This is a genomic window from Pseudomonas sp. TWR1-1-4 (assembly GCF_049897165.1).
Lineage (GTDB): Bacteria > Pseudomonadota > Gammaproteobacteria > Pseudomonadales > Pseudomonadaceae > Aquipseudomonas > Aquipseudomonas canadensis.
Map to the genome: position 1 here is coordinate 347,395 of NZ_JAFCVS010000004.1, position 24,628 is coordinate 372,022.

Consider the following 24,628-nt stretch of genomic DNA (forward strand, 5'->3'; position numbering starts at 1 on the left):
CACGCCAACACGAGTAGACCGCGGTGTCCTATTTTTTTAAAAAACTTAAGCAACATCACGTCTTCATCGTCCCCATGGTGATCGGGCAATTTCTGTTTGTATGGCGAGCCTTTATTCACCTCAGAGCGCTCCCTGCCCCCGGGAAACGTGCCTATCTTGGTCGTGCGCCCAAGGTCTTTGGCCTGGAACACATCACGCTGGGTAATAATTTCAGAGTAGGTGAAGGGCTCTGGCTGCACGCGGTCTCTCAATACCTCAAGTTCATGTATCAGCCGCAGGTCGACATTGGTGAGAACTTTTCCGCCAGCGACCATTTGCATATAGCGTGCTGCAACAGAATAACGATTGGCCGCAATGTCTTGATGGGCAGCAAGATTCACATCACCGACCACTCCCACGGCGACTACTCGGGGGAAAACCAATCCAGCCCCTACGAAACACCTTTTGAACGAAAACTGGCCAGCAGCGGCCCCGTGACCATTGGCGATAATGTATGGATCGGGGACAATGTCGTCGTACTGCCGAACACCTCTATCGGCGATGGGGCGATCATCGGCGCCAACAGCGTTGTCGCCAAAGATATCCCCAGTAACGTCATTGCCGTGGGCTGCCCTGCCAGGGTAGTGAAAGTCTGGAGCGATAAAGAGAGCAAATGGTTAAATGTTTAAACGTGACTCAGCATGGGCGGCTCCACACATCAAAGGCATGGCATGACGCGTAAGATTGCAGTAGGTATTGTTGTCTATCACGCAGGTGCTGAGTTATTGCGTAGGCTCGAATTAACGTCGTCGGATGGATTTGAAGTCTACGTATTCGACAACTCACCTGACGTTACCAACGTGCGAGAACTCGCGGAGCTTGACCCGCGTATCCACTATTTTACCTGTGGCAAAAATCTGGGATTGGGCATCGGCATTTCAACAGTGTGTGCCAATGCCTATCAACAGGGCCACTCAGCACTTCTGTTTTTTGATCAGGACACCGGATTCAGCAGCGAAACACTGTCTTACATAGAGAATAACTATGCCGACAACAGCGACGCATACAGCGAGTTCAGCGCAATCGCCTTCAAAGCCGGCGGAAATGCTCAGGTACAGGATGTGCCTTTACTGATTAACAGTGGCAGCCTTTATTTCCTGGACAAACTCAAAGCCCTTGACTGGATGGACTGCAGCTATTTCGTTGACAGTGTGGATTATAAGCTGTGTTTGGACTCGTTAAATAAGGGCTATCGCATTGGCGCCTGTGGTGCCACACCGGGGTTCGATCATGTCACGGAGCAGGCTGATAGTCGCTATCGCATCGCGGGTCGTACGTATTCAATGCGGGCGTATTCAGGTTCCAGAATAAAAGACACTGTTTCGTCGAATCTCAAACTTATTTTTTCTGCGCTCAAGAGCCGCCAGGTTGGCTTCGCGCTCAGAATAACAAGATTACTGACGCTCTATTGCGCCTCTCAGATCCTCGTCAGGGTAATCAATACATTAGGAATTTTTAAACGTGACTGATGAAAAAGGCATGACCGGCGAGCGCTCAGCCATTTTTACCGTGTGCAACCTGGCTTACTTATCAAAGGCGCTGGTGCTGGCCGAGTCATTGGTAAAATTCGACCAGCCGAAACTGAAGATCTATATTTTTGATCGTAAGGTCGAAATGGACCTCCCGACCGACCTGGCAGAGTTCTATTGGGTTGAAGAGATCGGATTGGCTGACGTCCGGCACTACGCCTTCAAATACGACATCGTCGAGTTCAGTACCAGCCTCAAGCCCTGGATCACCTTAAAGCTCCTTGAGCAGCACGATAAGGTGGTGTTCCTGGACCCGGATACCTGCGTGTTCAGCCGCCTCGATGGTTTATGGGGCGAGCTCGACACGCGCGACATCATTCTAACGCCCCACTACGTCACGCCTCATGTTGAAGGTGATATCGGGATGCTGCGCTTCGGCTCCTTCAACCTGGGCTTCTACGCAGTTTCCAATACCTCAGAAGGCATACGGTTTCTTCAGTGGTGGAATGAGCGCTGCCTGGAGCACTGCTATTTCGAAACGCAATTCGGACTTTCGACTGATCAGAAATGGGTCAGTATTGCTCCCTGCTTCTTCCCGACCCTGCACGTATCGTTCAATCTCGGCTACAACGTAGCTTTTTGGAATAGCCATGAGCGAACCCTCTCGCCTGACGGCCAGGGTGGCTATACGGTAAACGGGGAGTGCCCATTGGTTTTCTTCCACTTCAGTTCGTTTGATGAGAAGAACCCGGCACTGTTGAGCAAGCGTGCATTTGCGGGAAGAGAGAAACAACGTGAGGACCTTCAGGAAGTCAGTTTCTATTACAAGGAACGACTCTCCAACTTCTCATCCTTCCCTTCCAGCGCCGCCTATGCATTTGATTACATGAGCGATGGAAAATACATATCGCCTACGCTGAGAAGGGCCTACGCCAGCGTGCTGGATGAGTTACCTGCCGGCCATGACCCTTTTGATGCCAGCGGCCCCGTTTATACTTTTGCCAGGAAGAACTTCTTGTTCGAGGCGGGCGGACAATACAAACCGGCCGGGTTTGGTGATGCGCAAACTCACTCTGGAAAGCTCCAGATCATTAACTCAGTGCTAAAGGGGATTCTTTACGTTGTAGGCCCCAACCGGTTCATGAACATATCGAGACTGTTTGTCTACCTCTCGAGCTTCAGGCTGAACAAGAAGCTCTGGAAGCTCTAATACAAGACCCTATTGCGAGCTCTGATGAACCGGCAAACAGGTCCATCAGAGCGGCAATGCGCTGATCAGACTTCGCGGTGTCGCTGAATGTGCACCCAGTCAACGATCTCACCCTCTGGGGCGTAGCCGCTGACGGTGTCTTTCAACAGCTGCCTGACGAGCGAAAAATCCCCCTCCTCAACAGCCGCCAACAAGCCTTGCAACCGGCCCTTGAGCACTTCCCAGTCCAAGAGTTCCTCATTGGCTCGCATGATCATCGGATGACTCGTGGCAGCGACGTTGTCGCCAATCAACAACTCTTCATAGAGCTTTTCACCCGGACGCAGCCCACTGAAATTGATCAGGATATCTCCGTGCGGGTTTTTCTCGGAGCGGATACTCAGGCCTGATAAGTGAATCATCTTTTCGGCAAGCTCCACAATTTTCACAGGCTCGCCCATATCGAGCACGAAGACATCTCCCCCCTGCCCCATCGAACCCGCCTGGATAACCAACTGCGCCGCTTCAGGTATCGTCATGAAATAGCGGGTTATTTTCGGATGGGTCACCGTCAGCGGCCCACCCGCCTGGATCTGCTTATGGAACAACGGGATAACCGAACCTGACGAGCCCAGCACGTTACCAAATCGAACCATGGTGAAACGGGTTTTATTGACCCGCGAGATATTTGACGCATCACCAAACAATCTCGGCGCCAACTCCTTGCTCAAAGCTTGTAATACAAGCTCCGCCAGCCGCTTGGTGCTGCCCATCACGTTGGTTGGCCGCACAGCCTTGTCGGTCGAAATGAGCACGAAGTTCTCGACACCTGCCTGCAGTGCAGCCTGCGCGGTATTGAGGGTGCCGATCACATTATTAAGAATACCCTCGGCAATATTGTGCTCCACCATGGGTACGTGCTTGTAGGCTGCTGCATGGTAAACCGTATCGACTGACCAGGTATTCATAACCTCCAACAGCTTGCCGGGATGTCGCACCGAACCAAGGATCGGCAGCAGCGTTACATTCAACGACTCTGATTCAACACGCTGTTCAAGTTCGGACAGGATGCAATAAAGGTTGTACTCACTATGATCGAACAACAATAGGCTGGTGGGTTCCAGCGTGAGGATCTGACGACAAAGTTCCGATCCAATCGAACCGCCCGCACCGGAAACCAGCACTACACGGTGCTTGATGCATCGCTCCAGCAACTCAGGCTGCGCAGGTACGGGATCTCTACCGAGCAGGTCGGCGATGTCCACTTCCTGGATATCATCGACTTTGACTCGACCACTGGCCAGGTCCATGAATCCGGGAACACTGCGCACATGCAACGGGTATCCTTCCAGATAACCCAGTATTTCTCTACGGCGAGATCGTGTGGATGACGGTATTGCCAGCAGCAGCTCTTCAGCACCGGTCTCATCGATCATCTGCTGGATGCGCTTAGGCTTGTAGACCTTCAGCCCTGAGATGATGCGATCCGAGATGCCGCTGTCGTCATCGATAAAAGCCACCGGACGCATCACACGGCCCATGCGCAAGGCCGCTACCAATTGATTGCCCGCCGCCCCGGCCCCGTAGATAGCCACTTTGATAAGGCCATCATCACGACTGGTGAAAGGCACATGCTGCGCGGCGGTAAACCAGTCCCCCTGAAAGTATTGACGCATCGCCAAGCGCAAGCCGCCAATGATGACCATGCTCAGCCACCAATAGTTGAATACGATTGAACGGGGCACCACCGTCTGATGATTGCTGTACAAATACACCACCAGAGCCAGCAACAATGCGGAGAGGCTGACGGCCTTGATGATTGCAATCAGCGCATCATTGCCGAAATAACGCATCACTGCCCGGTACATGCCAAAGTGGATAAAAAGCGGGATGGCAATCACCGGCGCACTGAGAAACAGCCACAAATGGACTACAAAGGGGTTGTTGAGGTCATCAAACCCCAGGCGCACAACAAATGCCAACCACAACGCCGTCCATACCAGAACGATGTCGGTCGCCACTTGCAAGAAACGTTTATGCCTGCGCGGCAAGCCCACCAACCGGGTACGTAAACTATCCATAAACCCTTTTATACCTCAGTCCCTAGCACTGCCAGCAAAAAAATGACAGTCATGTGAGTGTGCAACAAACCCTTGAATCTCCATTGCCCATCAATTATCACGCTTTTTCAAGCTCACCCGCATGAAACTTAATCGCGAGCAACACCAATGGAATATAGGCCACCATCAAGCCCAGAACGCCGTCAAACCCTAGGCCGACAAAGAGCGCGATGGGCAACAACCACAACAGATTGATAGCCATCACCGTCAGCGTAACCGGCAAATGACGCCCCGCCAGGCGTGATGCATATTGATAGGCATGACTTCGATGCGCTTCATACACCTTGTCTCCGCGCAACAGGCGTCGCCCCAGGGTGAAGGTCGCATCAACGATGAATACACCCAGCAAAATCAACCAGACCCAAAGCATCTCAGGTGCCGCCCACGCAGCCTGAAGCGACAGGATGCCAATCACTACCCCCAGGAAGCCACTCCCAGCATCGCCCATGAAAATGCGGGCAGGAGGGAAGTTCCAGTATAAAAACCCAAGCACCGCGACCGCTAACAGCATCGGTGCAATCATGAGGTTTTCATGACCCGTCAGCCAGTACACCAGGCATGCGCCAGCACAAGCGCACACGGCCTCAATGCTAGCAATGCCGTCAATACCGTCCATGAAGTTGTACAAATTCAGCATCCAGACCAGATACAAGGCTGCCAGTACGTGACCCAACCAGCCAAGGTCCACCTCAACGCCGACGAGGCTGATCGTGGGAAGCCCTCCCATCCAGAGCAACGCCCAGAGGGCTGCGCCAAAGTGGGCCAATAGACGCCAGCGTGCTGCGATATGACCATGATCGTCGAGAAAACCAACGACCGCGATCAACGCCCCAGCCCCCAATAATGGCAATGCGGCACTCCAACTGACCCAACCAGCAAACGCCACCAGCACCAACGTCACCAGGTACGTCAGTACGATTGCGACACCACCCCCTCGTGGCGTCGGTACAGAGTGCGAACTGCGGCCATTGGGAATGTCCATCAAACTACGCGACAAGGCATAACGGCGTAGGACCCAAGTCAATAGAAGCGATGCTGAAAGCACCGCGGAAAACACCAACCAAATGGTCATGTAGGAAACAGTTCCTGAAACAGATGCGGGCAAAAGGGTTCAGCGTTCATCACCGGTCGGCACTGCCTGGTACTCGACATCGTTCAGGCAGCACAGCCAGGAACGGCATCGATGAATGAAGGCTTGCGGTCATTTTTCGTTGCGCCTCAGGGTAGCCTTCCGGAAAAGCGCCTCAAGACGGTCGAACAAGGTCTCCTTGGAAAAATGCTCAAGATAGTAACGTCTGCCCAACAAGCCCATACTCTCGAGCTCGGGCTTGGGCAACGCCCCCATGGTGCGCACAATATTCGCGAGTCCCAGGGCATCGCCAGAACCACACACCATGCCAGCTCCCGACCCGGCAACAACGTTGGCCGCCTCGCCGTCAATCATGGCAATCACGGGTTTTCCCGATGCCAGATAAGCCTGGACCTTACCCGGGATGGTTTTCTCGAAAACGTCATTAGTCCTCAACGACACCAACAAAGCGTCCGCAGCGGCGAACAGTGCCGGCATTTTTTCCAGCGGATGCCTTCCGAGCAGCAGGACGTTATCCATTCGGTTCTCCGCCACATGCTTGGTCAGCCATTGACTGGCCCGGCCATCCCCCACAATCACCCAGCGCACAGGCAGGTCCGCCTTGACCGCCTTGACTGCCGCCATGATCGCTGGAAAATCCTGCGCGTCACCAATGTTGCCGGCAAAGAGGATCGTAAACACCGTATCGTCGCGCTGCAGCAGCTCAGAAGGCGCTTGCACCTCCCCCGAAAAATCATCCTCGGCCCAGCTGGGGAAATACACCAACCGATCTGTGCCCATCGCACGCGTGCAGTATTGCTTGACGTTCTCGTCGAACGAACGTGACTGCAACAGCAAGTAATCGGTGCGGTTGTAAATCCAGGAGACCACCTTGCCAACCAGTCTAAGCAGCCGAGGGCTTTCGATAACCCCCACCGCCCTGAGACTTTCCGGCCACAGGTCCAGTACCCAGATGAACACCGGGGCCTTTTTCAAGCGACCCAGCACCAGGGCTGGGATTGCCCCCATGATTGGCGACACACCATATACAAAGATCGAATCGAACGACTGGCCGCGCAGTTTGTAACTGCCAACGATAGAGGCACTGCTGAAAAACGAGAGGTAATTCATGGCCAGCGTGAAGTTGCCCTTGCCTCGCGCCAGCATCGGCACTCGGATAACACGAGCCCCCCGATAACTGGAGAACTGCGTGGGATCACGCCGAAAATCAGCAAAGACCTGCCCTTCCGGATAATTAGGCAAGCCGGTGAGCACCGTCACCTCATGGCCTTTGGCGACAAAGCCTTCGACCATGTTGTTGATGCGCATGTTTTCGGGCCAAAAGTATTGGGTCACCACCAATATCTTGAGTGGCTTTTCCTGGGAGAGCCTGTCCAATCAATATTGCTTCCATACGGTGCGCATGACGTAGTCACGGTAGCTATGGATAATCCGCACGACCTTTTCAGCGACATTGGGCATGCTGTAATCGGCGACAAGCCGTAGCGTCCGCTCTTGCCCCGATGCCTGGCTTTCCAGAAGCTGCAAGCCTTGCATGGCACGCTTGACCTCCAGGCCGACCATCATGACAGCCGCCTCTTCCATCCCTTCCGGCCGCTCATGGGCTTCTCGCAGATTAAGCGCGGGGAAATTGAGAATCGATGACTCTTCGTTGATGGTGCCGCTGTCCGACAGCACCGCTTTGGCTGTCAGTTGCAACTTATTGTAATCCTTGAACCCCAACGGCTTGAGCAATTGCACATTCTTGTGGAACTTCACACCCATGGCATCGACGCGCTTTTGCGTACGAGGGTGAGTGGTTACGATCACCGGCAAGTCGTAATGGGCAGCGACGGTGTTCAACACTTCGACCAACTTGAGGAAGTTCTTGTCGGAATCGATATTCTCTTCGCGATGCGCACTCACGACGAAAAACTTGCCGGCCTCCAGGCCAAGCCGCTCCAGTACATCCGAGGCCTCAATGCCATCGCGGTAGTAATTGAGCACTTCAAACATAGGACTGCCCGTCTTGATCACCCTGTCCGGCGGCAGCCCTTCGCTCAACAGATAATCACGCGCAATGCTGCTGTAGGTCAGGTTGATGTCAGCGGTGTGATCAACGATGCGGCGATTGATTTCTTCAGGCACGCGCATGTCAAAACAGCGATTGCCGGCTTCCATGTGAAATGTCGGGATCTTGCGGCGCTTGGCCGGAATCACAGCCATGCAGCTGTTGGTGTCACCGAGGATCAGGAGGGCTTCGGGCTTCACGTCCTCCAGCACCTGATCCACCGCAATGATCACGTTGCCGATCGTTTGCGCACCACTTGCGCCGGCAGCGTTGAGAAAATGGTCAGGCTTGCGAATGCCAAGATCCTGGAAAAAAATCTCGTTCAATTCGTAATCGTAGTTCTGCCCGGTATGCACCAGGATGTGTTCACAGTGCTCGTCAAGCTTGGCCATCACCCGCGACAGGCGAATGATTTCAGGGCGCGTCCCCACAACCGTGACAACTTTCATTTTTTTCATTTCAACACTCTTCCAGAATCATTGGCATCGGAGCCGTCCGCCCAATGCATTGCCTGACGCGCCCATGCTCAGGCTTGAGTACCCACCGGCATTGCAAAGGTGTCCGGGCGCTCACGATCAAAGATCTCATTGGCCCAGAGCATGACGATCATCTCTTCCTCCCCGACATTGGTAATGTCGTGAGTCCAGCCAGGCACCGTTTCCACTATCCGCGGTTGCTCACCCTCAGTAAGCAGCTCATAAAACTCCCCAGATACTATATGGCGAAAGCGAAAGCAGGCCTTGCCTTTGATTACCAGGAATTTCTCGGTCTTGGAGTGGTGATAATGACCGCCCCGTGTCACGCCAGGGTGGGCGGTGAAATAGGAAAACTGCCCACTGTCCCGGGTCTTCAGCATTTCAACAAAAACGCCGCGTGGATCACCGTACTTCGGAACATCGTAGGTAAATTGCTCGACCGGCAGGTAACTGACGTAGGTGGAATAAAGTGCTCGCACCAGGCCTGTGCCAACGGCCTCGCTGATCAGCGTGTCGCGACTGTCGCGAAACGCATGCAGCTGATCCGCTAACTCCCCCACAGAAATGCTATACACCGGGGCCACCTGATCAACTGAATCGTGAGGCGAGCCCGTGTCCATTAGCTGGGTGAAATAGTCGACCACATCGTCGATGTAAACCAGGCTGACCATCGCGTGTCGATCATTGACTTGGATCGGCAGGCCTCGGGTGATGTTATGGCAGAAAGTCGCCACGGCCGAGTTGTAATCAGGCCGCGCCCATTTTCCGAACACGTTGGGCAGGCGCAGAACATGAACCCTGGAACCGTGGCTCGCCTGTAGATCATGCAATGCATGTTCAGCAGCCAGTTTGCTGATGCCGTAGGGATTATCGCGATCAGCCTGGGTCGAGGAGGTATAAAGCACGGGAGTGGGCTTGCCACTCATCTTGATTGCGTCGCACAGAGCCAGGGTCAAATCAGCGTTGCCAACCTTGAACTCCTCGGACGATTGCGGACGATTAACCCCCGCAAGGTGGAAGACAAAATCAACTTCGGCAACCAGCGCGGGCAATTGAGCGATGTTGTTATCACGGGTAAAGGCAACCACGTCGATATCACTGCGCTCACTTAAATGCGCTATCAGGTTCTTACCGACAAACCCGTTGGCGCCGGTGATCAGTACCTTCATCACTCACTCCTCCGGCGTAGCGAGTTCGCCACGCTGGATTGCCTTCATGAACTCGAGTTTGAGCAGCAGCCGTTGCATGCCGGCCACATCCAACCGCTCAGTGTTATGAGAGTTGTAGTCTTCTGTGCGAGAGATTTTTTCTTCGCCCTGCTCTACAAATTTTGAGTAGTTCAAGTCACGCAGGTCGGGCGGAATGCGGTAGTAATCGCCCCTGTCTTCAGCGCAAGCCATTTCTTCACGGCTCAGCAGCGCTTCAAACAGCTTTTCGCCATGACGAGTACCGATGACCTGGATAGGATGCTTAGGCTTACCGACCATTGCGGTCAAAGCCTTGGCCAGGGTTTCAACTGTCGCCGCTGGTGCCTTCTGAACAAAAAGATCACCATTGCAGCCGTGCTCGAAAGCATACAACACCAAGTCCACGGCGTCCGACAGCGTCATCATGAAGCGCGTCATGCTCGGATCAGTCAACGTCAATGCCTGACCTGCACGAATCTGTTCGATGAACAGAGGAATCACAGAACCTCGTGAAGCCATGACGTTACCGTAGCGAGTACCGCAGATAACCGTCTTGGCATCATCCACGTTACGGGATTTGGCAACCATGACTTTTTCCATCATTGCCTTGGAGATACCCATGGCATTGATCGGGTAGACAGCCTTGTCGGTGCTCAGGCAAACCACTCGCTTGACCGAATTCTGGATAGCGGCTTCCAGGACATTCTCAGTGCCAATAACGTTGGTCTTGACCGCCTCCATGGGATGAAACTCGCAGGAAGGCACCTGTTTCAGAGCAGCAGCGTGAAAAATGTAATCCACGCCGCGCGTGGCATTGAGAACGCTCTGGTAGTCGCGCACATCACCTATGTAAAACTTCAGCTTGGTGTCGGCATAACGCTTACGCATGTCGTCCTGCTTCTTCTCGTCGCGACTGAAGATGCGGATTTCTGCGATACCACTGTCGAGGAAACGCTTGAGGACGGCGTTGCCGAATGAACCGGTGCCACCGGTGATTAGAAGCGTTTTTCCGCTGAACATAGTAAGTCCTAAAGCAACGCGCACATCACGACAAGCTTCTAGTCGGCCACTCACCTCAATGCCTGCAGACCAACAAAGCCAACCTGCCGCCCCGGAATGCTCAACGGTGAAGAGGTTCAAGGAAAACGTCGAAGCTCGTTAGCAAACAGCCCGAAAAATAAGCTTGGTGTGGTGCAGTTAAAGATGAAGGGCATGGAAATTGGTGGCTATTTTAAGGCCTGCATCCTTAAAGTCAAAAGCGAACACGGATGCGTGAGGGCATGCCCAAACGGCAATGAGAGGATGGGCACCAGACTCGACACCCTAGGGAGATTAACGCTGACTGGTTATTGAAGTGACATGACGGAAGATTTCATACAGATAAACGCTTAAAGACTTCGTCAGAGCAGTAAAAAGCCCCACCTTAAAATAGGAGGACTAGCTCGCCCTTATGTCAGGCTTCGCTTGCCGAGAGGATAAAATGCCGCATGGTTCAAGCATAAGACTACGGCAACCCTAAAGCACATATCGATCAGGCCTTCTGACGTATTCTCTTACGGCCAAGCACCACACCTAGCGCAGGCCCAACAATCATTCCCACGAGTAACGCCAGTAAGGTGAAAACTGAAACAGGTAGCTCAACCGTGGACCAGCCTAAAAACGACAGTGTCGCACCTTGCTGATTCTCGAGCACAAAAAAAACAACAACGAGCGCGAAGAACAAAACAGATACAATCGATGCAAAGCGCGCAAGTCTAGACATAACATTCTCCTGAAAGTCGATCAGACGCCTTCTTCCTCGTCTTCGTTCACACGATCACGCAATTCCTTACCCGGCTTGAAGTGAGGTACGAACTTGCCGTCAAGACTGACGGACTGGCCGGTTTTCGGGTTACGGCCCACACGCGGCGCGCGATAGTGAAGGGAAAAGCTCCCAAACCCACGGATCTCAATGCGATCCCCGGTCGCCAGGCATTGGGACATTTGCTCAAGCATGGTCTTGATAGCCAGCTCGACATCCTTGGATGAGAGCAGCCCTTGATGGGTGACAATTCGTTCGATCAACTCCGACTTCGTCATATTTTTCCCTTCTTTTTCAAGCAGCTAGGAAAAGCGCTCCGAAGGTTTTAGCATGACTTGATGAATTTGAACAGCCCATGCATAAACTTATCTGCCGGTTGAATAAACCCCCGCATTGAAGGTGCTATTCGTTCAATTGCAGATCACCAGCATCGTCCGCGTCACTGCGCCGGCGGGGTTCCAGCCAAAGAGAGAGTCACCCTCTTCATCCTGGGCATCACTGGACCTGGTGATGACCTTGTAGCCTTGCATCTTGCACTCTCGAGTGGCGCGCTTCTCGCACTTCTGCCAGTTGTTGCCAAGCCCTGAGCAATCGATCTCGATGCCACTGACGCCGCGCTTGGCATGGGTCTTGGCGCTGGTAGCGGAGCAGCCTGCGAGCATTACCACGGCGAGTACTACGATAAGCCTGTTCATTCAAATCCTTACTGAAGCTACAACACGGGAACCGCTTTTTTCTTAAGACTATAGCTAGTTCTGACACTGAGCTGAACGCCTTGGTTCTAGGTTGTTGATTCAACGAATTTCAAGCACAAAAAAGGGCGACCGAAGTCGCCCTTTTTCTACAGCTTTACAGAACTTAGTTCTGCTTAGCCATTGCTTCGCGCAGCAGGGAGGCCATGGTGGTCTCGCCTTGTGCAGCTTCCGGAGCAGATTTCAGGCTCTGAATAGCTTCTTTCTCTTCAACTTCGTCTTTCGACTTGATGGAGAGTTGGATTACGCGGCTCTTGCGATCAACGCTGATGATCTTGGCTTCTACTTCCTGGCCTTCTTTCAGAACGTTACGCGCATCTTCAACGCGGTCACGGCTGATTTCGGAGGCTTTCAGAGTCGCTTCGATATCGTCGGCCAGAACGATGATGGCGCCTTTGGCGTCAACTTCTTTCACAGTGCCTTTAACGATTGCGCCTTTGTCGTTCTCTTGAACGTACTCGGAGAACGGATCGCTTTCCAGTTGCTTGATACCCAGGGAGATACGCTCGCGCTCTGGGTCAACCGACAGGATAACGGTGTCCAGCTCGTCGCCCTTCTTGAAACGACGAACAGCTTCTTCGCCCACTTCGTTCCAGGAGATGTCGGACAGGTGAACCAGGCCGTCGATGCCGCCGTCCAGACCAATGAAGATACCGAAATCAGTGATCGACTTGATGGTGCCGGAGATTTTATCGCCCTTGTTGAACTGGCCAGAGAAATCTTCCCATGGGTTAGATTTGCACTGCTTGATGCCCAGGGAGATACGACGACGCTCTTCGTCGATGTCCAGAACCATAACTTCCACTTCGTCGCCGACTTGTACGACTTTCGAAGGGTGGATGTTTTTGTTGGTCCAGTCCATTTCGGAAACGTGTACCAGGCCTTCCACGCCTTCTTCCAGCTCAGCGAAGCAGCCGTAGTCGGTCAGGTTGGTAACACGCGCGGTAACGCGAGTGCTTTCTGGGTAACGGGCTTTGATAGCAACCCATGGATCTTCACCCAGTTGCTTCAGGCCCAGGGAAACACGGTTGCGCTCGCGATCGTATTTCAGAACCTTGACATCGATCTCGTCGCCAACGTTGACGATTTCGGAAGGATGCTTGATACGCTTCCAAGCCATGTCGGTAATGTGCAGCAGGCCATCCACGCCACCCAGGTCGACGAATGCGCCGTAGTCGGTGAGGTTTTTGACGATACCTTTGACTTGTTGGCCTTCCTGCAGGGATTCCAGCAGAGCTTCACGCTCGGCGGAGTTCTCTGCTTCCAGGACGCTGCGACGGGAAACGACAACGTTGTTGCGCTTCTGGTCGAGCTTGATGACCTTGAATTCGAGTTCTTTGCCTTCCAGGTGCGTGGTGTCGCGCACAGGACGAACGTCGACCAAAGAACCTGGCAGGAACGCACGGATGCCGTTAACGTCGACAGTGAAGCCGCCTTTAACCTTACCGTTGATAACGCCCTTGACCACTTCTTCAGCTGCGAAGGCTGCTTCGAGAACAATCCAGCATTCAGCGCGCTTGGCTTTTTCACGGGACAGCTTGGTTTCACCGAAACCGTCTTCAACCGAGTCCAGAGCAACGTGAACTTCGTCACCGACATTGATTGTCAGATCACCAGCATCGTTGTAGAACTGTTCCAGCGGGATCAGAGCTTCAGACTTCAGACCAGCGTGAACGGTTACCCAGCGAGCTTGGTAATCGATATCAACGATAACACCGGTGATGATGGAGCCTGCCTGAAGGTTCAGGGTTTTTAGGCTTTCTTCAAAGAGTTCCGCAAAGCTTTCGCTCATTTTAATTCCTGTTGATAAGGGCGAAGAATACGCCCATCTCCACACCCCAGACGGTGTGGGTCAGTTTCAGTTAAAAGAAGCCACCGCAGGACTATGACTGGTCCCCTGCGGCCTTCTTGATCACCCGGCGATATCGCGAATGGCGATTTCACTCAAGATGCGTTCCAGCACCTGCTCGATGGACAACTCCGTGGAATCCAGCTGTATGGCATCAGCCGCCGGTTTGAGCGGGGCTACTGCGCGCTGGGTATCACGCTCATCGCGTGCACGGATCTCATCTAGCAGACTCGACAGACTAACACCATCGACCTTGCCCTTCAACTGCAAGTACCGGCGGCGAGCCCGTTCCTCGGCGCTGGCGGTCAGGAAAATCTTCAATGGCGCCTCGGGAAACACCACGGTTCCCATATCACGGCCATCGGCCACCAGGCCCGGCGGCTCCTGGAAAGCCCGCTGGCGCTGCAGCAGCGCATCACGCACGGCCGGCAGCGCGGCAACCTGGGAAGCCCAGGAGCCGACTTGTTCGTTGCGCAGGTCGTCCGTCACATCGTCCCCTTCGAGGATGATGCGCTGGGGATGACCTTCCGTCGCGCCGACGAACTGCACATCAAGGTGCGCCGCCAGCAGCTTGAGGGATTCTTCGTTGGTCAGGTCGACGCCATGGTTGCGTGCGGCGAAAGCCAGCAGGCGGTACAGCGCGCCAGAATCCAGCAGGCACCAGCCCAGGCGCTTGGCCAGGATGCCGGCGATCGTGCCTTTGCCCGAGCCGCTTGGCCCGTCGATGGTAATCACCGGTGCTTTGATATTCACAATTGAGCCTCTTGGGCAACACGGATGCCGACGTGGGCACACAGTGTAAGAAAATTCGGAAAAGACGTAGCAACATTGGCGCAGTCACGGATACGAATCGGCGCCGCCGCCCGTAGGGAAGCCACGCTGAATGCCATGGCAATCCGGTGATCGCCATGGGCATGCACTTCACCACCGCCCATCAGGCCACCCTCAATGATAATCCCATCAGGGGTCGGTTCACACTTAACGCCCAGCGCCAACAGACCGTCGGCCATGACCTGGATACGGTCGGACTCCTTCACACGCAGCTCTGAAGCGCCACGCAACACCGTTCGTCCCTCGGCACAGGCCGCGGCGACGAACAACACTGGAAACTCATCGATCGCCAACGGCACCAACGCTTCAGGAATCTCGATTCCCTTCAATGCTGCCGCTCTTACGCGCAGATCCGCGACAGGCTCTCCACCCACCTCACGGCGGTTTTCCAAGGTGATATCCGCGCCCATCAGCCGCAGGATATCGATCACGCCGGTACGCGTCGGATTGACACCCACATGCTCCAGCAGCAACTCAGAACCCTCGGCAATCGAAGCTGCCACCAGAAAGAACGCCGAAGAAGAAATATCCCCCGGCACTTCTATATGGGCAGCCGTCAGCGCATGACCGGACTCCAGCGATGCCGTCGCGCCCTCCACCGCCACCGGATAGCCAAAGCCGCGCAACATGCGCTCGGTATGGTCGCGGGTCGGCGCAGGCTCGGTCACCGCGGTTTTGCCTTCAGCGTACAACCCGGCCAGCAACAGGCAGGATTTGACCTGGGCACTGGCCATCGGCATCGCGTAAGCCAGGCCTTTCAACGACTGGCCACCACGAATGGTCAGCGGCGGACGCCCTTCTGGCCCGGTCTCGATCACTGCACCCATTTCCCGTAGGGGCTTGGCTACGCGATTCATCGGGCGCTTGGACAGGGACGCATCGCCAGTCAGCACACTGTCGAAACTCTGCGCTGCCAGCAAACCCGACAGCAGCCGCATGGACGTGCCGGAGTTACCCAGGTAAATCGGCCCCGGCGCCGGTCTCAGGCCATGCAGCCCTACGCCATGAATGGTCACGCGCCCATGGTGCGGGCCCTCAATCACCACGCCCATGTCGCGAAATGCCTGCAAGGTCGCCAGGGCATCTTCACCTTCAAGGAAACCTTCGACCTCAGTCACACCCTCAGCCAACGAACCCAGCATGATCGAGCGATGGGAGATTGACTTGTCGCCCGGCACCCGAATACGCCCGCTCAAGCGGCCACCCGGTTCGGCGAGGAAGGTCAACTCATCAGCGTTCACTGCGGTTTCCATGTAGGCCCGGCGCGCCAGGATCTTGCTGAAATGCTCACGCGCCACCCGCGCACGGGTGAACACGCCCAATAATTGATGGCCATCTCCGGCATCCACCGCGTCGCGCAAAGCGTCGAGGTCGCTGCGGAAGGTGTCCAGGGTTCGCAACACCGCTTCGCGATTGGCGAGGAAGATGTCGTGCCACATCACCGGGTCGCTGCCGGCAATCCGCGTGAAATCACGGAAGCCACCGGCGGCGTATCGGAAAATCTCGAGGTTTTCGTTGCGTTTGGCCAAGGAGTCCACCAGGCCGAATGCGAGCAAATGCGGCAGATGACTGGTCGCGGCCAGCACTTCGTCATGACGCTCGACCTGCATATGCTCGACATCCGCGCCCAACTCACGCCACAAACGATCCACTACCGCCAGTGCAGCCGGATCGGTTTGCTCCAGCGGCGTCAGGATGACTTTATGGCGACGGAACAGCTGCGCATTGGACGCCTCCACGCCGCTCTGCTCGGAGCCGGCAATCGGATGCCCGGGCACAAAACGCGCCGGCATACCACCAAAGGCCCGTTGCGCCGCGCGCACCACATTGCCTTTGGCACTGCCGACGTCCGTCAGGATCGCCTGGCCCAGGTCCATGCCCGCCAGTACGGCGAGCAATTTCTCCATGGCCAGGATCGGCACGGCCAACTGAATCACGTCTGCGCCTTGGCACGCGAGCGCCAGGTCCGCCTCACAGCGATCCACCACGCCCAACTCAACCGCCAACTTGCGCGATTGTGGGTCCAGGTCCACACCGACCACTTCGCCACACAGCCCGCTTTCACGCAGGCCTTTGGCAAAGGAGCCGCCGATCAATCCCAGACCGACCACCACCAGGCGACCGATCATAGGCACAGCAGGTTGCAATGCAGTGACATCAACCACGGGCCAGAACCTTGGCCAGCGCCTCCAGGAAGCGGGCGTTTTCTGCCGGCAGGCCGATGGTGATGCGCAGGTGGTTCGGCATGCCGTAGTTGGCGGTCGGACGCACGATCACGCCTTCGCGCAACAGGCCCTGGAACACCGGCGCAGATACTTGGCCGAGGTCGACGCAAATGAAGTTGCCCTTGGACGGAATCCAACCCAGGCCCAACTCACGGAAGCCTTCCTGCAGTTGCAACATGCCGCTTTCGTTGATGCGACGACCTTCTTCCAGGTACTCGGCATCCTTCACCGCCGCACAGGCCGCCGCCAGGGCGAGGCTGTTGACGTTGAACGGCTGGCGCACACGGTTCAGCACATCGGCAACTACAGCGGTGGACAGGCCATAGCCGACCCGCAGCGACGCCAGGCCATACGCCTTGGAGAACGTACGCGAGACCAGCAGGTTCGGGTACGCCGCCAGGTAATCCAGGCCGTTCGGCAAATCACTGCCTTCGGCGTATTCGATGTAGGCCTCGTCCAGCACAACCAGCACGTGTTCCGGCACGTCTTGCAGGAAGTCATTCAGCGCTTGCGCGTCGAACCAGGTGCCGGTCGGGTTGTTCGGGTTGGCGATAAACACCACGCGGGTCTGGGCGTCGATCGCCGCCAGCATGGCTGGCAGGTCGTGCCCCCAATCCTTCGCAGGAACAACGCGCGCATCAGCACCGACCGCCTGGGTCACGATCGGATAGACCGCAAACGCGTGCTCGCTGAACACCGCATTCAAGCCTGGGGCCAGGTACGCACGACCCACCAGCTCAAGAATGTCGTTGGAGCCATTGCCCAGGGTGACCTGGTTCAACTCGACCCGGCACTTTTGCGCCAACAGCGACTTGAGGGCAAAACCGTTGCCATCGGGGTAGCGGGTCAGCTCAGCCAGCTCTTCACGAATCGCCGCCAACACTTTAGGGCTCGGACCCAGCGGGTTTTCGTTGCTGGCCAGCTTGACGATGTTAGCTGGATCCAGGTTCAACTCACGCGCCAACTCGTCCACAGGCTTGCCCGGAACGTAAGGCGACAGTTGTTGCACGCCCGGCTGAGCCAGGGCGAGGAAGTTGCCACTCATGTTAAAGCCTCACAAAACCGCTTTCGGGTAAGAGCCCAGCACTTTGAGTGCCACGGCTTCCTGACTGATTTTCTCCAGCACACCTTTGACCAGCGGGTCGCGGTGGTGGCCGATGAAGTCGATAAAGAACACGTAAGTCCATTTACCGCTGCGCGAAGGACGAGTCTCGATGCGCGTCAGGTCAATCCCGTTGTCGTGGAACGGCACCAGCAGCTCATGCAGCGCGCCGGGCTTGTTGCTCATGGAGACGATGATGGACGTCTTGTCGTCGCCCGTTGGCGGCACTTCCTGGCTGCCGATCATCAGGAAACGCGTGGAGTTGTCCGGGCGATCCTCGATTTTCTCGGCCAGGCGCGTCAGGCCATACAGGCCCGCTGCCATATCACCGGCGATGGCCGCCGAGTTCCACTCACCCTTGACCCGCTTGGCCGCCTCGGCATTGCTGGAGACCGCCACGCGCTCGACATTCGGGTAATGCGCGTCCAGCCACTTGCGGCACTGGGCCAGGGACTGGGCGTGGGAGTAGATACGGCTGATGCTGTCGGTCTTGGTGTTCTCGCCCACCAACAGGTGATGGTGGATACGCAGCTCGACTTCGCCGCAGATCACCATGTCATGTTCGAGGAAGCTGTCCAGCGTGTGGTTGACCGCGCCTTCGGTGGAGTTTTCCACCGGCACCACGCCAAAGTTCACCGCACCGGCCGCCACTTCACGGAACACTTCGTCGATCGCCGCCATTGGCTTGCTGATCACCGCGTGGCCGAAGTGCTTCATGGCCGCCGCTTGGGTAAAAGTACCCTCAGGACCCAGGTAAGCCACTTTCAGCGGCTGCTCCAGGGCCAGGCACGAAGACATGATTTCACGGAACAACCGCGCCATCTCTTCGTTGCCCAGCGGGCCTTTATTGCGCTCCATGACACGCTTGAGCACCTGGGCTTCACGCTCCGGACGGTAGAACACCGGCACTTCGCCTTCAGCCAGGGACGCCATCTTCACCCGTGCCACTTCCTGGGCACACCGCGCGCGCTCGCTGATCAGTTCCAGGACTTTCTCGTCCAGGCTGTCAATGCGTACGCGCAGCGCCTTGAGTTCTTGCTCAGACATTAGCCGTGTTCCTTTTCGAACTCCGCCATGTAGGCAACCAGCGCGTTGATCGCGTGGATGTCGACGGCGTTGTAAATGGACGCGCGCATGCCACCGACCGAACGGTGACCCTTGAGGTTCAGCAGGCCACGCTCGTCGGCACCGGCCAGGAATGGCTTGTCCAGACGGTCGTCAGCCAGGCGGAACGGCACGTTCATCCACGAGCGGTCCGTCAGGTTGATCGGGTTGCTGTACAGGCCGCTGGCGTCGATGAAGTCGTACAGGGTGCGCTTCTTCTCTTCGTTCAGCTTGCCCATGGCGGCGACGCCGCCCTGCTCCTTCAGCCACTCGAAGACCAGGCCGGACAGGTACCAGGCGAACGCCGGCGGGGTGTTGTACATCGAGCCGTTATCGGCCGCGACCTTGTAGTTGAGCATGGTCGGGCACAGCGAACGGGCGCGACCGAGCAGATCTTCACGGATGATGTTGACCAGGATGCCGCTCGGACCGATGTTCTTCTGCGCGCCGGCGTAGATCATGCCGTATTTGGACACATCGATAGGACGCGAGAGGATGTCCGAGGACATGTCGCACACCAGCGGCACGTCACCCACTTCCGGCACCCAATCGAACTCCAGGCCGCCAATGGTTTCGTTGGCCACGTAGTGCACGTAGGCAGCATCCTTCGACAACTTCCACTCGTTCTGACCCGGAATGGCGAAATAGTCGTAAGGCTTGGCGGTACCCGCGACGTTCACGTGACCGTAACGGGAAGCCTCTTCAATGGCCTTCTGGCCCCAGATGCCCGTGTCGATATAGTCAGCCGTGCCGTCTTCCGGCAGCAGGTTCAGCGGGATCTGGGCGAACTGCTGGCTGGCGCCGCCCTGCAGGAACAGCACTTTGTAGTTGGATGGGATGTCCAGCAAGTCGCGCAGATCCTGCTCGGCCTTGGTGGCGATGGACACGAACTCATCGCTGCGATGGCTCATTTCCATCACGGAGAGGCCTTTTCCATGCCAGTCGAGGAGTTCACCCTGCGCACGCTGCAGGACTGCTTCAGGAAGCGCCGCGGGACCGGCACAGAAGTTATAGGCTCTCTTGCTCACATCCAATCTCACTCTGATCTGGTGGGGCTGCAATCATGTTCGGTAACGCTCTGTTTCCGGAGCGGACCGTTGTGGGAGCTGGCTTGCCTGCGATACAGGCGCCTCGGTACGTCAGTGATACCGTGGTGATGCCATCGCAGGCAAGCCAGCTCCCACATGTTTCAAAGGGGACAAACAACAAGGGGGCGAATCTTCATCCGCCCCCTGTGTGTCCGCTTATTCCTGCGGTTCTTCTTCGTCTGCGGCAGCATCGAGGGTTGGCTCGTCGACGTTGTCATCGCCGGCTGCGATCACCTCGCCGTCAAACTCCTCGCCTTCGACTTCCGACGGCTCCTGGACACGCTCCAGGCCGACCAGTTTCTCGTCCTTGGCCAGCTTGATCAGGGTCACGCCCTGGGTGTTACGGCCCAGGCTCGACACTTCGGCCACACGGGTACGTACCAGGGTGCCCTGGTCGGAGATCAGCATGATTTCCTCGCCATCGAGCACCTGGACCGCGCCGACCAGACGGCCGTTGCGGTCGTTGCTGACCATGGCGATCACGCCCTGGCCGCCACGCTTGTACTCCGGGAACTCGCTGATGGCTGTACGCTTGCCATAACCACGCTCGGAAGCGGTGAGGATCTGGCTGCCTTCTTCCGGGATCAGCATCGAAATCAGCTTCTGCCCTTCCGGCAGGCGCATGCCGCGCACACCGCGAGCGGTACGGCCCATGGCGCGAACGTCGGATTCCTTGAAGCGCGTGACCTTGCCGCCGTCGGAGAACAGCATGACTTCACGCTCGCCATCGGTGATGGCAGCGGAGATCAGCACGTCACCCTCGTCCAGCTCCAGGGCGATCAGGCCCACACTGCGCTGACGGCTGAAGGATTCCAGCGGGGTCTTCTTCACGGTGCCTTTGGCGGTAGCCATGAAGATGAAGTGACCTTCGGTGTATTCCTCGACCGGCAGCATGGTGGTGATGTACTCATCACTGTCCAGCGGCAGCAGGTTGACCAGCGGACGACCACGGGCAGCGCGGGACGCTTCCGGGATCTCGTAGGTTTTCAGCCAGTACACCTTGCCCTTGCTGGAGAACAGCAGCAGCGTGGTGTGGCTGTTGGCGACCAGCAGGTGAGCGATGTAGTCCTCATCCTTCACGCCGGTAGCCGATTTACCTTTACCGCCACGGCGCTGGGCCTGGTACGCAGCCAATGGCTGGGTCTTGGCATAGCCGCCGTGGGAGATGGTCACCACGCGCTCTTCTTCCGGGATCATGTCACCCAAGGTCAGGTCGAGGCGGGCATCAAGGATCTCGGTGCGACGCACGTCGCCGTATTCGGCGCGGATCACTTCCAGTTCTTCGCGGATCACTTCCATCAGGCGCACGGCGCTGCTGAGGATGCGGATCAACTCGCCGATCTGGTTGAGAATCTCTTGGTACTCGGCCAGCAGCTTTTCGTGCTCCAGGCCGGTCAGGCGGTGCAGGCGCAGCTCCAGGATGGCCTGGGCTTGCTCTGGCGACAGGAAGTACTTGCCTTCGCGCAGACCGTATTGCGGGTCCAGGGTCTCTGGACGGCACGAATCGGCGCCGGCACGTTCAACCATGGCCACCACGGCGCTGGATTCCCAAGGCGTGCTGATCAGCGCTTCCTTGGCTTCCGACGGGGTTGGCGAAGCCTTGATCAAGGCGATGACCGGGTCGATATTCGACAACGCCACAGCCTGACCTTCCAGGATGTGCCCACGCTCGCGGGCCTTGCGCAGTTCGAACACGGTACGGCGGGTGACCACTTCGCGGCGGTGACGGACGAAGGCTTCCAGCAGATCCTTGAGGTTCAGGATGCGCGGGCGGCCGTCGATCAGCGCAACCACGTTGATACCAAACACGCTTTGCAACTGGGTCTGGGCGTAGAGGTTGTTGAGGATCACCTCAGGCACTTCGCCACGACGCAGCTCGATCACCACGCGCATACCGTCTTTGTCGGACTCGTCGCGCAGCTCGGTAATGCCTTCGAGCTTCTTCTCTTTAACCAGCTCGGCGATCTTTTCGATCAGACGCGCTTTGTTCAACTGGTACGGGAGTTCGGTGATGACGATCTGCTGACGGCCACCGACCTTGTCGATGTCTTCGATTATCGAGCGGGCGCGCATGTAAATGCGGCCACGACCGGTGCGGTAGGCTTCGATGATGCCGGCGCGACCGTTGATGATCGCCGCGGTCGGGAAGTCCGGGCCCGGGATGTATTGCATCAGCTCATCAACGGTCAGCTCAGGGTTGTCGATGAGGGCCAGGCAACCGTCGATGACTTCACCGAGGTTGTGCGGCGGGATATTGGTCGCCATGCCCACGGCGATACCGCTGGAACCGTTGACCAGCAGGTTGGGGATCTTGGTCGGCATGACCGCCGGGATCATTTCGGTGCCGTCGTAGTTCGGCACCCAGTCCACGGTTTCTTTATGCAGGTCGGCCAGCAGCTCGTGCGCCAGCTTGGTCATGCGCACTTCGGTGTATCGCATGGCCGCGGCGTTGTCGCCGTCGACCGAACCGAAGTTACCCTGGCCGTCTACCAGCAGGTAGCGCAGGGAAAACGGCTGGGCCATCCGAACGATGGTGTCGTACACCGCAGTGTCGCCGTGGGGGTGATACTTACCGATCACGTCACCGACAACACGGGCAGATTTCTTGTACGGCTTGTTCCAGTCGTTACCCAGCTCGCTCATCGCGAACAGCACACGCCGGTGCACGGGCTTCAAGCCATCGCGCGCATCAGGCAGTGCCCGACCGACAATTACGCTCATCGCGTAGTCGAGGTAGGACTGTTTCAGCTCGTCTTCGATATTGACCGGGAGGATTTCTTTGGCCAGTTCGCCCATGAGAAGCCTGATTCCTTTTTCGGGTGAAACCTCGTCACATCCATATGGGACGAACGAAGCTCGCCGCTGCCGGCAGAGTGCCTGACAACGACTTACGACAAATCAACGAGTTATGACACGGATCTGCACGTTATAGGCCACCCCTCGGGGCAACCCTGGAAACCGCCGGATGTTATCACAATCGCCGCCACGCACCTATCCCCCTGATGCGCATGGAGCATAGTAAGTTGACGGGTGACAGGCTTGAGGGCGACGAGAGGGGCTCAGAGCTGGATCCATGCCCGTTTTCAGGGGCAAATTGGCTTAATGCAGGCGCTTACGGCACATCAACTTGGCCAGCTTGGCGGTGTCCGGCCGCTCGACCACGCCTTTTTCGGTCACGATCACGTCGATCAGGTCGGCCGGAGTCACGTCAAACACCGGATTGTAGGCGCTCACATCGGCTGCGAAACGCTGGCCGGCGACTTCCAGCAACTCGCCGGTATCGCGCTCTTCCAGGGCGACATCATCGCCAGTGGCCATCATCAGGTCCAAGGTCGAACTCGGCGCCACCACCATGAAGCGCACGCCGTGGTGCATTGCACACACGGCCAACTGGTAAGTGCCGATCTTGCTGATCACATCGCCATTGGCGGCAATGCAATCGGCGCCGACGATCACCCAGGTCACGCCTTTGGTCTTGAGGATGTGCGCGCCGGCCGAGTCGGCATTCACCGTCACCGGGATGCCCTCGCCCGCCAGCTCCCAGGCGGTCAGCCGCGAACCTTGCAGCCAGGGCCGGGTTTCATTGGCGTAGACCTGCTCGACCATGCCTTCCAGATAGGCCGCACGAATCACCCCGAGCGCCGTACCGACACCGCCGGTCGCCAGGGCGCCTGCGTTGCCGTGAGTGAGGATGGCCTGGGCATTGCCCTGGTGCTTGCGGATCAGCTCGACACCCAACTGCGCCATGGTGAGGTTGGCTTCGCGATCACTTTCATGGATGGCAATCGCTTCCGCCTCCAGCACCGCCAGCGGATCGGCGTGTTTTTTGACGCGGTCCAGGCGGTCGCGCATGCGTTTCAACGCCCAGAACAGATTCGACGCGGTGGGTCGGGTATCGGCCAGCAGTGCATAGTCTTCTTCCCATGCGGCCTGCCAGTCACCACCCTCGGCGATGCGCTCACGGGCGGCCAGCACCAAGCCATAGGCGGCACTGATGCCAATGGCCGGCGCACCGCGCACCACCATCGAACGAATGGCGGCCGCCACTTCATCGACCGTCACGCAGGCCACCCAGCTTTCCCGGGACGGCAAGGCACGCTGATCGAGCAGGTACAGCGCGCCATCACGCCAATCGATGGCCTTCACTTTCTCCGCTGCCAACAGTCGATCGCGCATCCCTTACTCCGCACTCATAAACAAAGCCGCCGATTATAGCGATCCGCCAGCCAGGACGCTCGGGTATACTTCGCCCTTCT

20 protein-coding genes are annotated in these 24,628 nt (G+C 56.9%); 3 read left to right on the forward strand and 17 right to left on the reverse strand.

Annotated elements, in window-relative coordinates; genetic code table 11:
- The first annotated feature begins 23 nt into the window (after positions 1-23).
- Genes ACP7C6_RS13710 through ACP7C6_RS13720 form a run of 3 tightly spaced genes read left to right on the forward strand, consistent with a single transcriptional unit; the run spans position 24 to position 2,718 of the window.
- The gene (locus ACP7C6_RS13710) at positions 24-668 is read left to right on the forward strand and encodes a DapH/DapD/GlmU-related protein (RefSeq protein ID WP_028619484.1); all 645 of its coding nucleotides are present in this window, start codon (positions 24-26) and stop codon (positions 666-668) included.
- Between the two features lie 42 nt (positions 669-710).
- Positions 711-1,508 (forward strand): glycosyltransferase, encoded by a 798-nt coding sequence (locus tag ACP7C6_RS13715; protein WP_122686644.1) that lies wholly within the window; start codon positions 711-713, stop codon positions 1,506-1,508.
- Positions 1,501-2,718: a hypothetical protein gene (locus tag ACP7C6_RS13720; RefSeq protein WP_028619482.1), complete on the forward strand. Its 1,218-nt coding sequence runs from the start codon at positions 1,501-1,503 to the stop codon at positions 2,716-2,718. Before ACP7C6_RS13715 ends, ACP7C6_RS13720 begins: the two co-directional genes overlap by 8 nt.
- A gap of 65 nt (positions 2,719-2,783) precedes the next feature.
- Here ACP7C6_RS13720 and ACP7C6_RS13725 read toward each other — a convergent pair whose 3' ends face one another.
- The 17 genes from ACP7C6_RS13725 to mtnA all read right to left on the reverse strand — a co-directional run bounded on the left by ACP7C6_RS13725 (position 2,784) and on the right by mtnA (position 24,548).
- Positions 2,784-4,778, reverse strand: a complete 1,995-nt coding sequence (locus ACP7C6_RS13725; protein ID WP_028619481.1) for a polysaccharide biosynthesis protein — start codon at positions 4,776-4,778, stop codon at positions 2,784-2,786.
- A 97-nt stretch (positions 4,779-4,875) separates the two neighbouring features.
- Positions 4,876-5,889 (reverse strand): MraY family glycosyltransferase, encoded by a 1,014-nt coding sequence (locus tag ACP7C6_RS13730; protein ID WP_028619480.1) that lies wholly within the window; start codon positions 5,887-5,889, stop codon positions 4,876-4,878.
- Between the two features lie 129 nt (positions 5,890-6,018).
- Positions 6,019-7,284, reverse strand: a complete 1,266-nt coding sequence (locus ACP7C6_RS13735; RefSeq protein ID WP_426108893.1) for a glycosyltransferase family 4 protein — start codon at positions 7,282-7,284, stop codon at positions 6,019-6,021.
- The gene (wecB, locus tag ACP7C6_RS13740) at positions 7,285-8,415 is read right to left on the reverse strand and encodes a non-hydrolyzing UDP-N-acetylglucosamine 2-epimerase (RefSeq protein ID WP_426108894.1); all 1,131 of its coding nucleotides are present in this window, start codon (positions 8,413-8,415) and stop codon (positions 7,285-7,287) included. It abuts the gene before it with no gap.
- Positions 8,416-8,483: 68 nt separating this feature from the next.
- Complete coding sequence (gene wbjC / locus ACP7C6_RS13745; RefSeq protein ID WP_028619477.1) at positions 8,484-9,602, reverse strand: UDP-2-acetamido-2,6-beta-L-arabino-hexul-4-ose reductase; 1,119 nt, start codon at positions 9,600-9,602, stop codon at positions 8,484-8,486.
- A gap of 3 nt (positions 9,603-9,605) precedes the next feature.
- Entirely contained in the window at positions 9,606-10,640 is a 1,035-nt protein-coding gene (locus ACP7C6_RS13750; RefSeq protein ID WP_028619476.1) for a polysaccharide biosynthesis protein, read from the reverse strand.
- Between the two features lie 511 nt (positions 10,641-11,151).
- Positions 11,152-11,382: a lipopolysaccharide assembly protein LapA domain-containing protein gene (locus ACP7C6_RS13755; protein WP_028619475.1), complete on the reverse strand. Its 231-nt coding sequence runs from the start codon at positions 11,380-11,382 to the stop codon at positions 11,152-11,154.
- A gap of 20 nt (positions 11,383-11,402) precedes the next feature.
- On the reverse strand, positions 11,403-11,699 hold the full coding sequence (gene ihfB, locus ACP7C6_RS13760; RefSeq protein ID WP_003218804.1) for an integration host factor subunit beta: 297 nt from the start codon (positions 11,697-11,699) through the stop codon (positions 11,403-11,405).
- Positions 11,700-11,831: 132 nt separating this feature from the next.
- A complete protein-coding gene (locus ACP7C6_RS13765; RefSeq protein ID WP_028619474.1) occupies positions 11,832-12,116 on the reverse strand; it encodes a hypothetical protein in 285 nt (94 codons plus the stop codon).
- 163 nt (positions 12,117-12,279) lie between these two features.
- Positions 12,280-13,965 (reverse strand): 30S ribosomal protein S1, encoded by a 1,686-nt coding sequence (rpsA, locus tag ACP7C6_RS13770; RefSeq protein ID WP_016975322.1) that lies wholly within the window; start codon positions 13,963-13,965, stop codon positions 12,280-12,282.
- A 120-nt stretch (positions 13,966-14,085) separates the two neighbouring features.
- Positions 14,086-14,775, reverse strand: coding sequence for a (d)CMP kinase (gene cmk, locus ACP7C6_RS13775; protein ID WP_003172653.1), 690 nt, complete (start codon positions 14,773-14,775; stop codon positions 14,086-14,088).
- The gene (locus ACP7C6_RS13780) at positions 14,772-16,982 is read right to left on the reverse strand and encodes a bifunctional prephenate dehydrogenase/3-phosphoshikimate 1-carboxyvinyltransferase (RefSeq protein WP_426108967.1); all 2,211 of its coding nucleotides are present in this window, start codon (positions 16,980-16,982) and stop codon (positions 14,772-14,774) included. The genes cmk and ACP7C6_RS13780 overlap by 4 nt, the downstream gene beginning before the upstream one ends.
- Positions 16,983-17,010: 28 nt before the next feature.
- On the reverse strand, positions 17,011-18,123 hold the full coding sequence (gene hisC, locus ACP7C6_RS13785; protein ID WP_426108895.1) for a histidinol-phosphate transaminase: 1,113 nt from the start codon (positions 18,121-18,123) through the stop codon (positions 17,011-17,013).
- 9 nt (positions 18,124-18,132) lie between these two features.
- Positions 18,133-19,227, reverse strand: coding sequence for a prephenate dehydratase (gene pheA, locus ACP7C6_RS13790; RefSeq protein WP_003172650.1), 1,095 nt, complete (start codon positions 19,225-19,227; stop codon positions 18,133-18,135).
- On the reverse strand, positions 19,227-20,312 hold the full coding sequence (serC, locus tag ACP7C6_RS13795) for a 3-phosphoserine/phosphohydroxythreonine transaminase (RefSeq protein ID WP_028619470.1): 1,086 nt from the start codon (positions 20,310-20,312) through the stop codon (positions 19,227-19,229). Before serC ends, pheA begins: the two co-directional genes overlap by 1 nt.
- A gap of 216 nt (positions 20,313-20,528) precedes the next feature.
- Positions 20,529-23,168 carry a DNA gyrase subunit A gene (gene gyrA, locus ACP7C6_RS13800; protein ID WP_426108896.1) on the reverse strand — a complete coding sequence of 880 codons (2,640 nt, stop codon included), beginning with the start codon at positions 23,166-23,168 and terminating at the stop codon, positions 20,529-20,531.
- A gap of 303 nt (positions 23,169-23,471) precedes the next feature.
- Positions 23,472-24,548 (reverse strand): S-methyl-5-thioribose-1-phosphate isomerase, encoded by a 1,077-nt coding sequence (gene mtnA, locus ACP7C6_RS13805; RefSeq protein ID WP_028619468.1) that lies wholly within the window; start codon positions 24,546-24,548, stop codon positions 23,472-23,474.
- Between the last annotated feature and the right edge of the window lie 80 nt (positions 24,549-24,628).

Coding starts and splice junctions, on each gene's coding strand:
- ACP7C6_RS13715 (WP_122686644.1), top strand. CDS start 711: ATGACGCGTAAGATTGCAGTAGGTATTGTTGTCTATCACGCAGGTGCT.
- ACP7C6_RS13725 (WP_028619481.1), bottom strand. CDS start 4,778: ATGGATAGTTTACGTACCCGGTTGGTGGGCTTGCCGCGCAGGCATAAA.
- ACP7C6_RS13730 (WP_028619480.1), bottom strand. CDS start 5,889: ATGACCATTTGGTTGGTGTTTTCCGCGGTGCTTTCAGCATCGCTTCTA.
- wecB (WP_426108894.1), bottom strand. CDS start 8,415: ATGAAAAAAATGAAAGTTGTCACGGTTGTGGGGACGCGCCCTGAAATC.
- wbjC (WP_028619477.1), bottom strand. CDS start 9,602: ATGAAGGTACTGATCACCGGCGCCAACGGGTTTGTCGGTAAGAACCTG.
- ACP7C6_RS13750 (WP_028619476.1), bottom strand. CDS start 10,640: ATGTTCAGCGGAAAAACGCTTCTAATCACCGGTGGCACCGGTTCATTC.
- ACP7C6_RS13755 (WP_028619475.1), bottom strand. CDS start 11,382: ATGTCTAGACTTGCGCGCTTTGCATCGATTGTATCTGTTTTGTTCTTC.
- ihfB (WP_003218804.1), bottom strand. CDS start 11,699: ATGACGAAGTCGGAGTTGATCGAACGAATTGTCACCCATCAAGGGCTG.
- ACP7C6_RS13765 (WP_028619474.1), bottom strand. CDS start 12,116: ATGAACAGGCTTATCGTAGTACTCGCCGTGGTAATGCTCGCAGGCTGC.
- rpsA (WP_016975322.1), bottom strand. CDS start 13,965: ATGAGCGAAAGCTTTGCGGAACTCTTTGAAGAAAGCCTAAAAACCCTG.
- ACP7C6_RS13780 (WP_426108967.1), bottom strand. CDS start 16,982: ATGATCGGTCGCCTGGTGGTGGTCGGTCTGGGATTGATCGGCGGCTCC.
- hisC (WP_426108895.1), bottom strand. CDS start 18,123: ATGAGTGGCAACTTCCTCGCCCTGGCTCAGCCGGGCGTGCAACAACTG.
- pheA (WP_003172650.1), bottom strand. CDS start 19,227: ATGTCTGAGCAAGAACTCAAGGCGCTGCGCGTACGCATTGACAGCCTG.
- gyrA (WP_426108896.1), bottom strand. CDS start 23,168: ATGGGCGAACTGGCCAAAGAAATCCTCCCGGTCAATATCGAAGACGAG.
- mtnA (WP_028619468.1), bottom strand. CDS start 24,548: ATGCGCGATCGACTGTTGGCAGCGGAGAAAGTGAAGGCCATCGATTGG.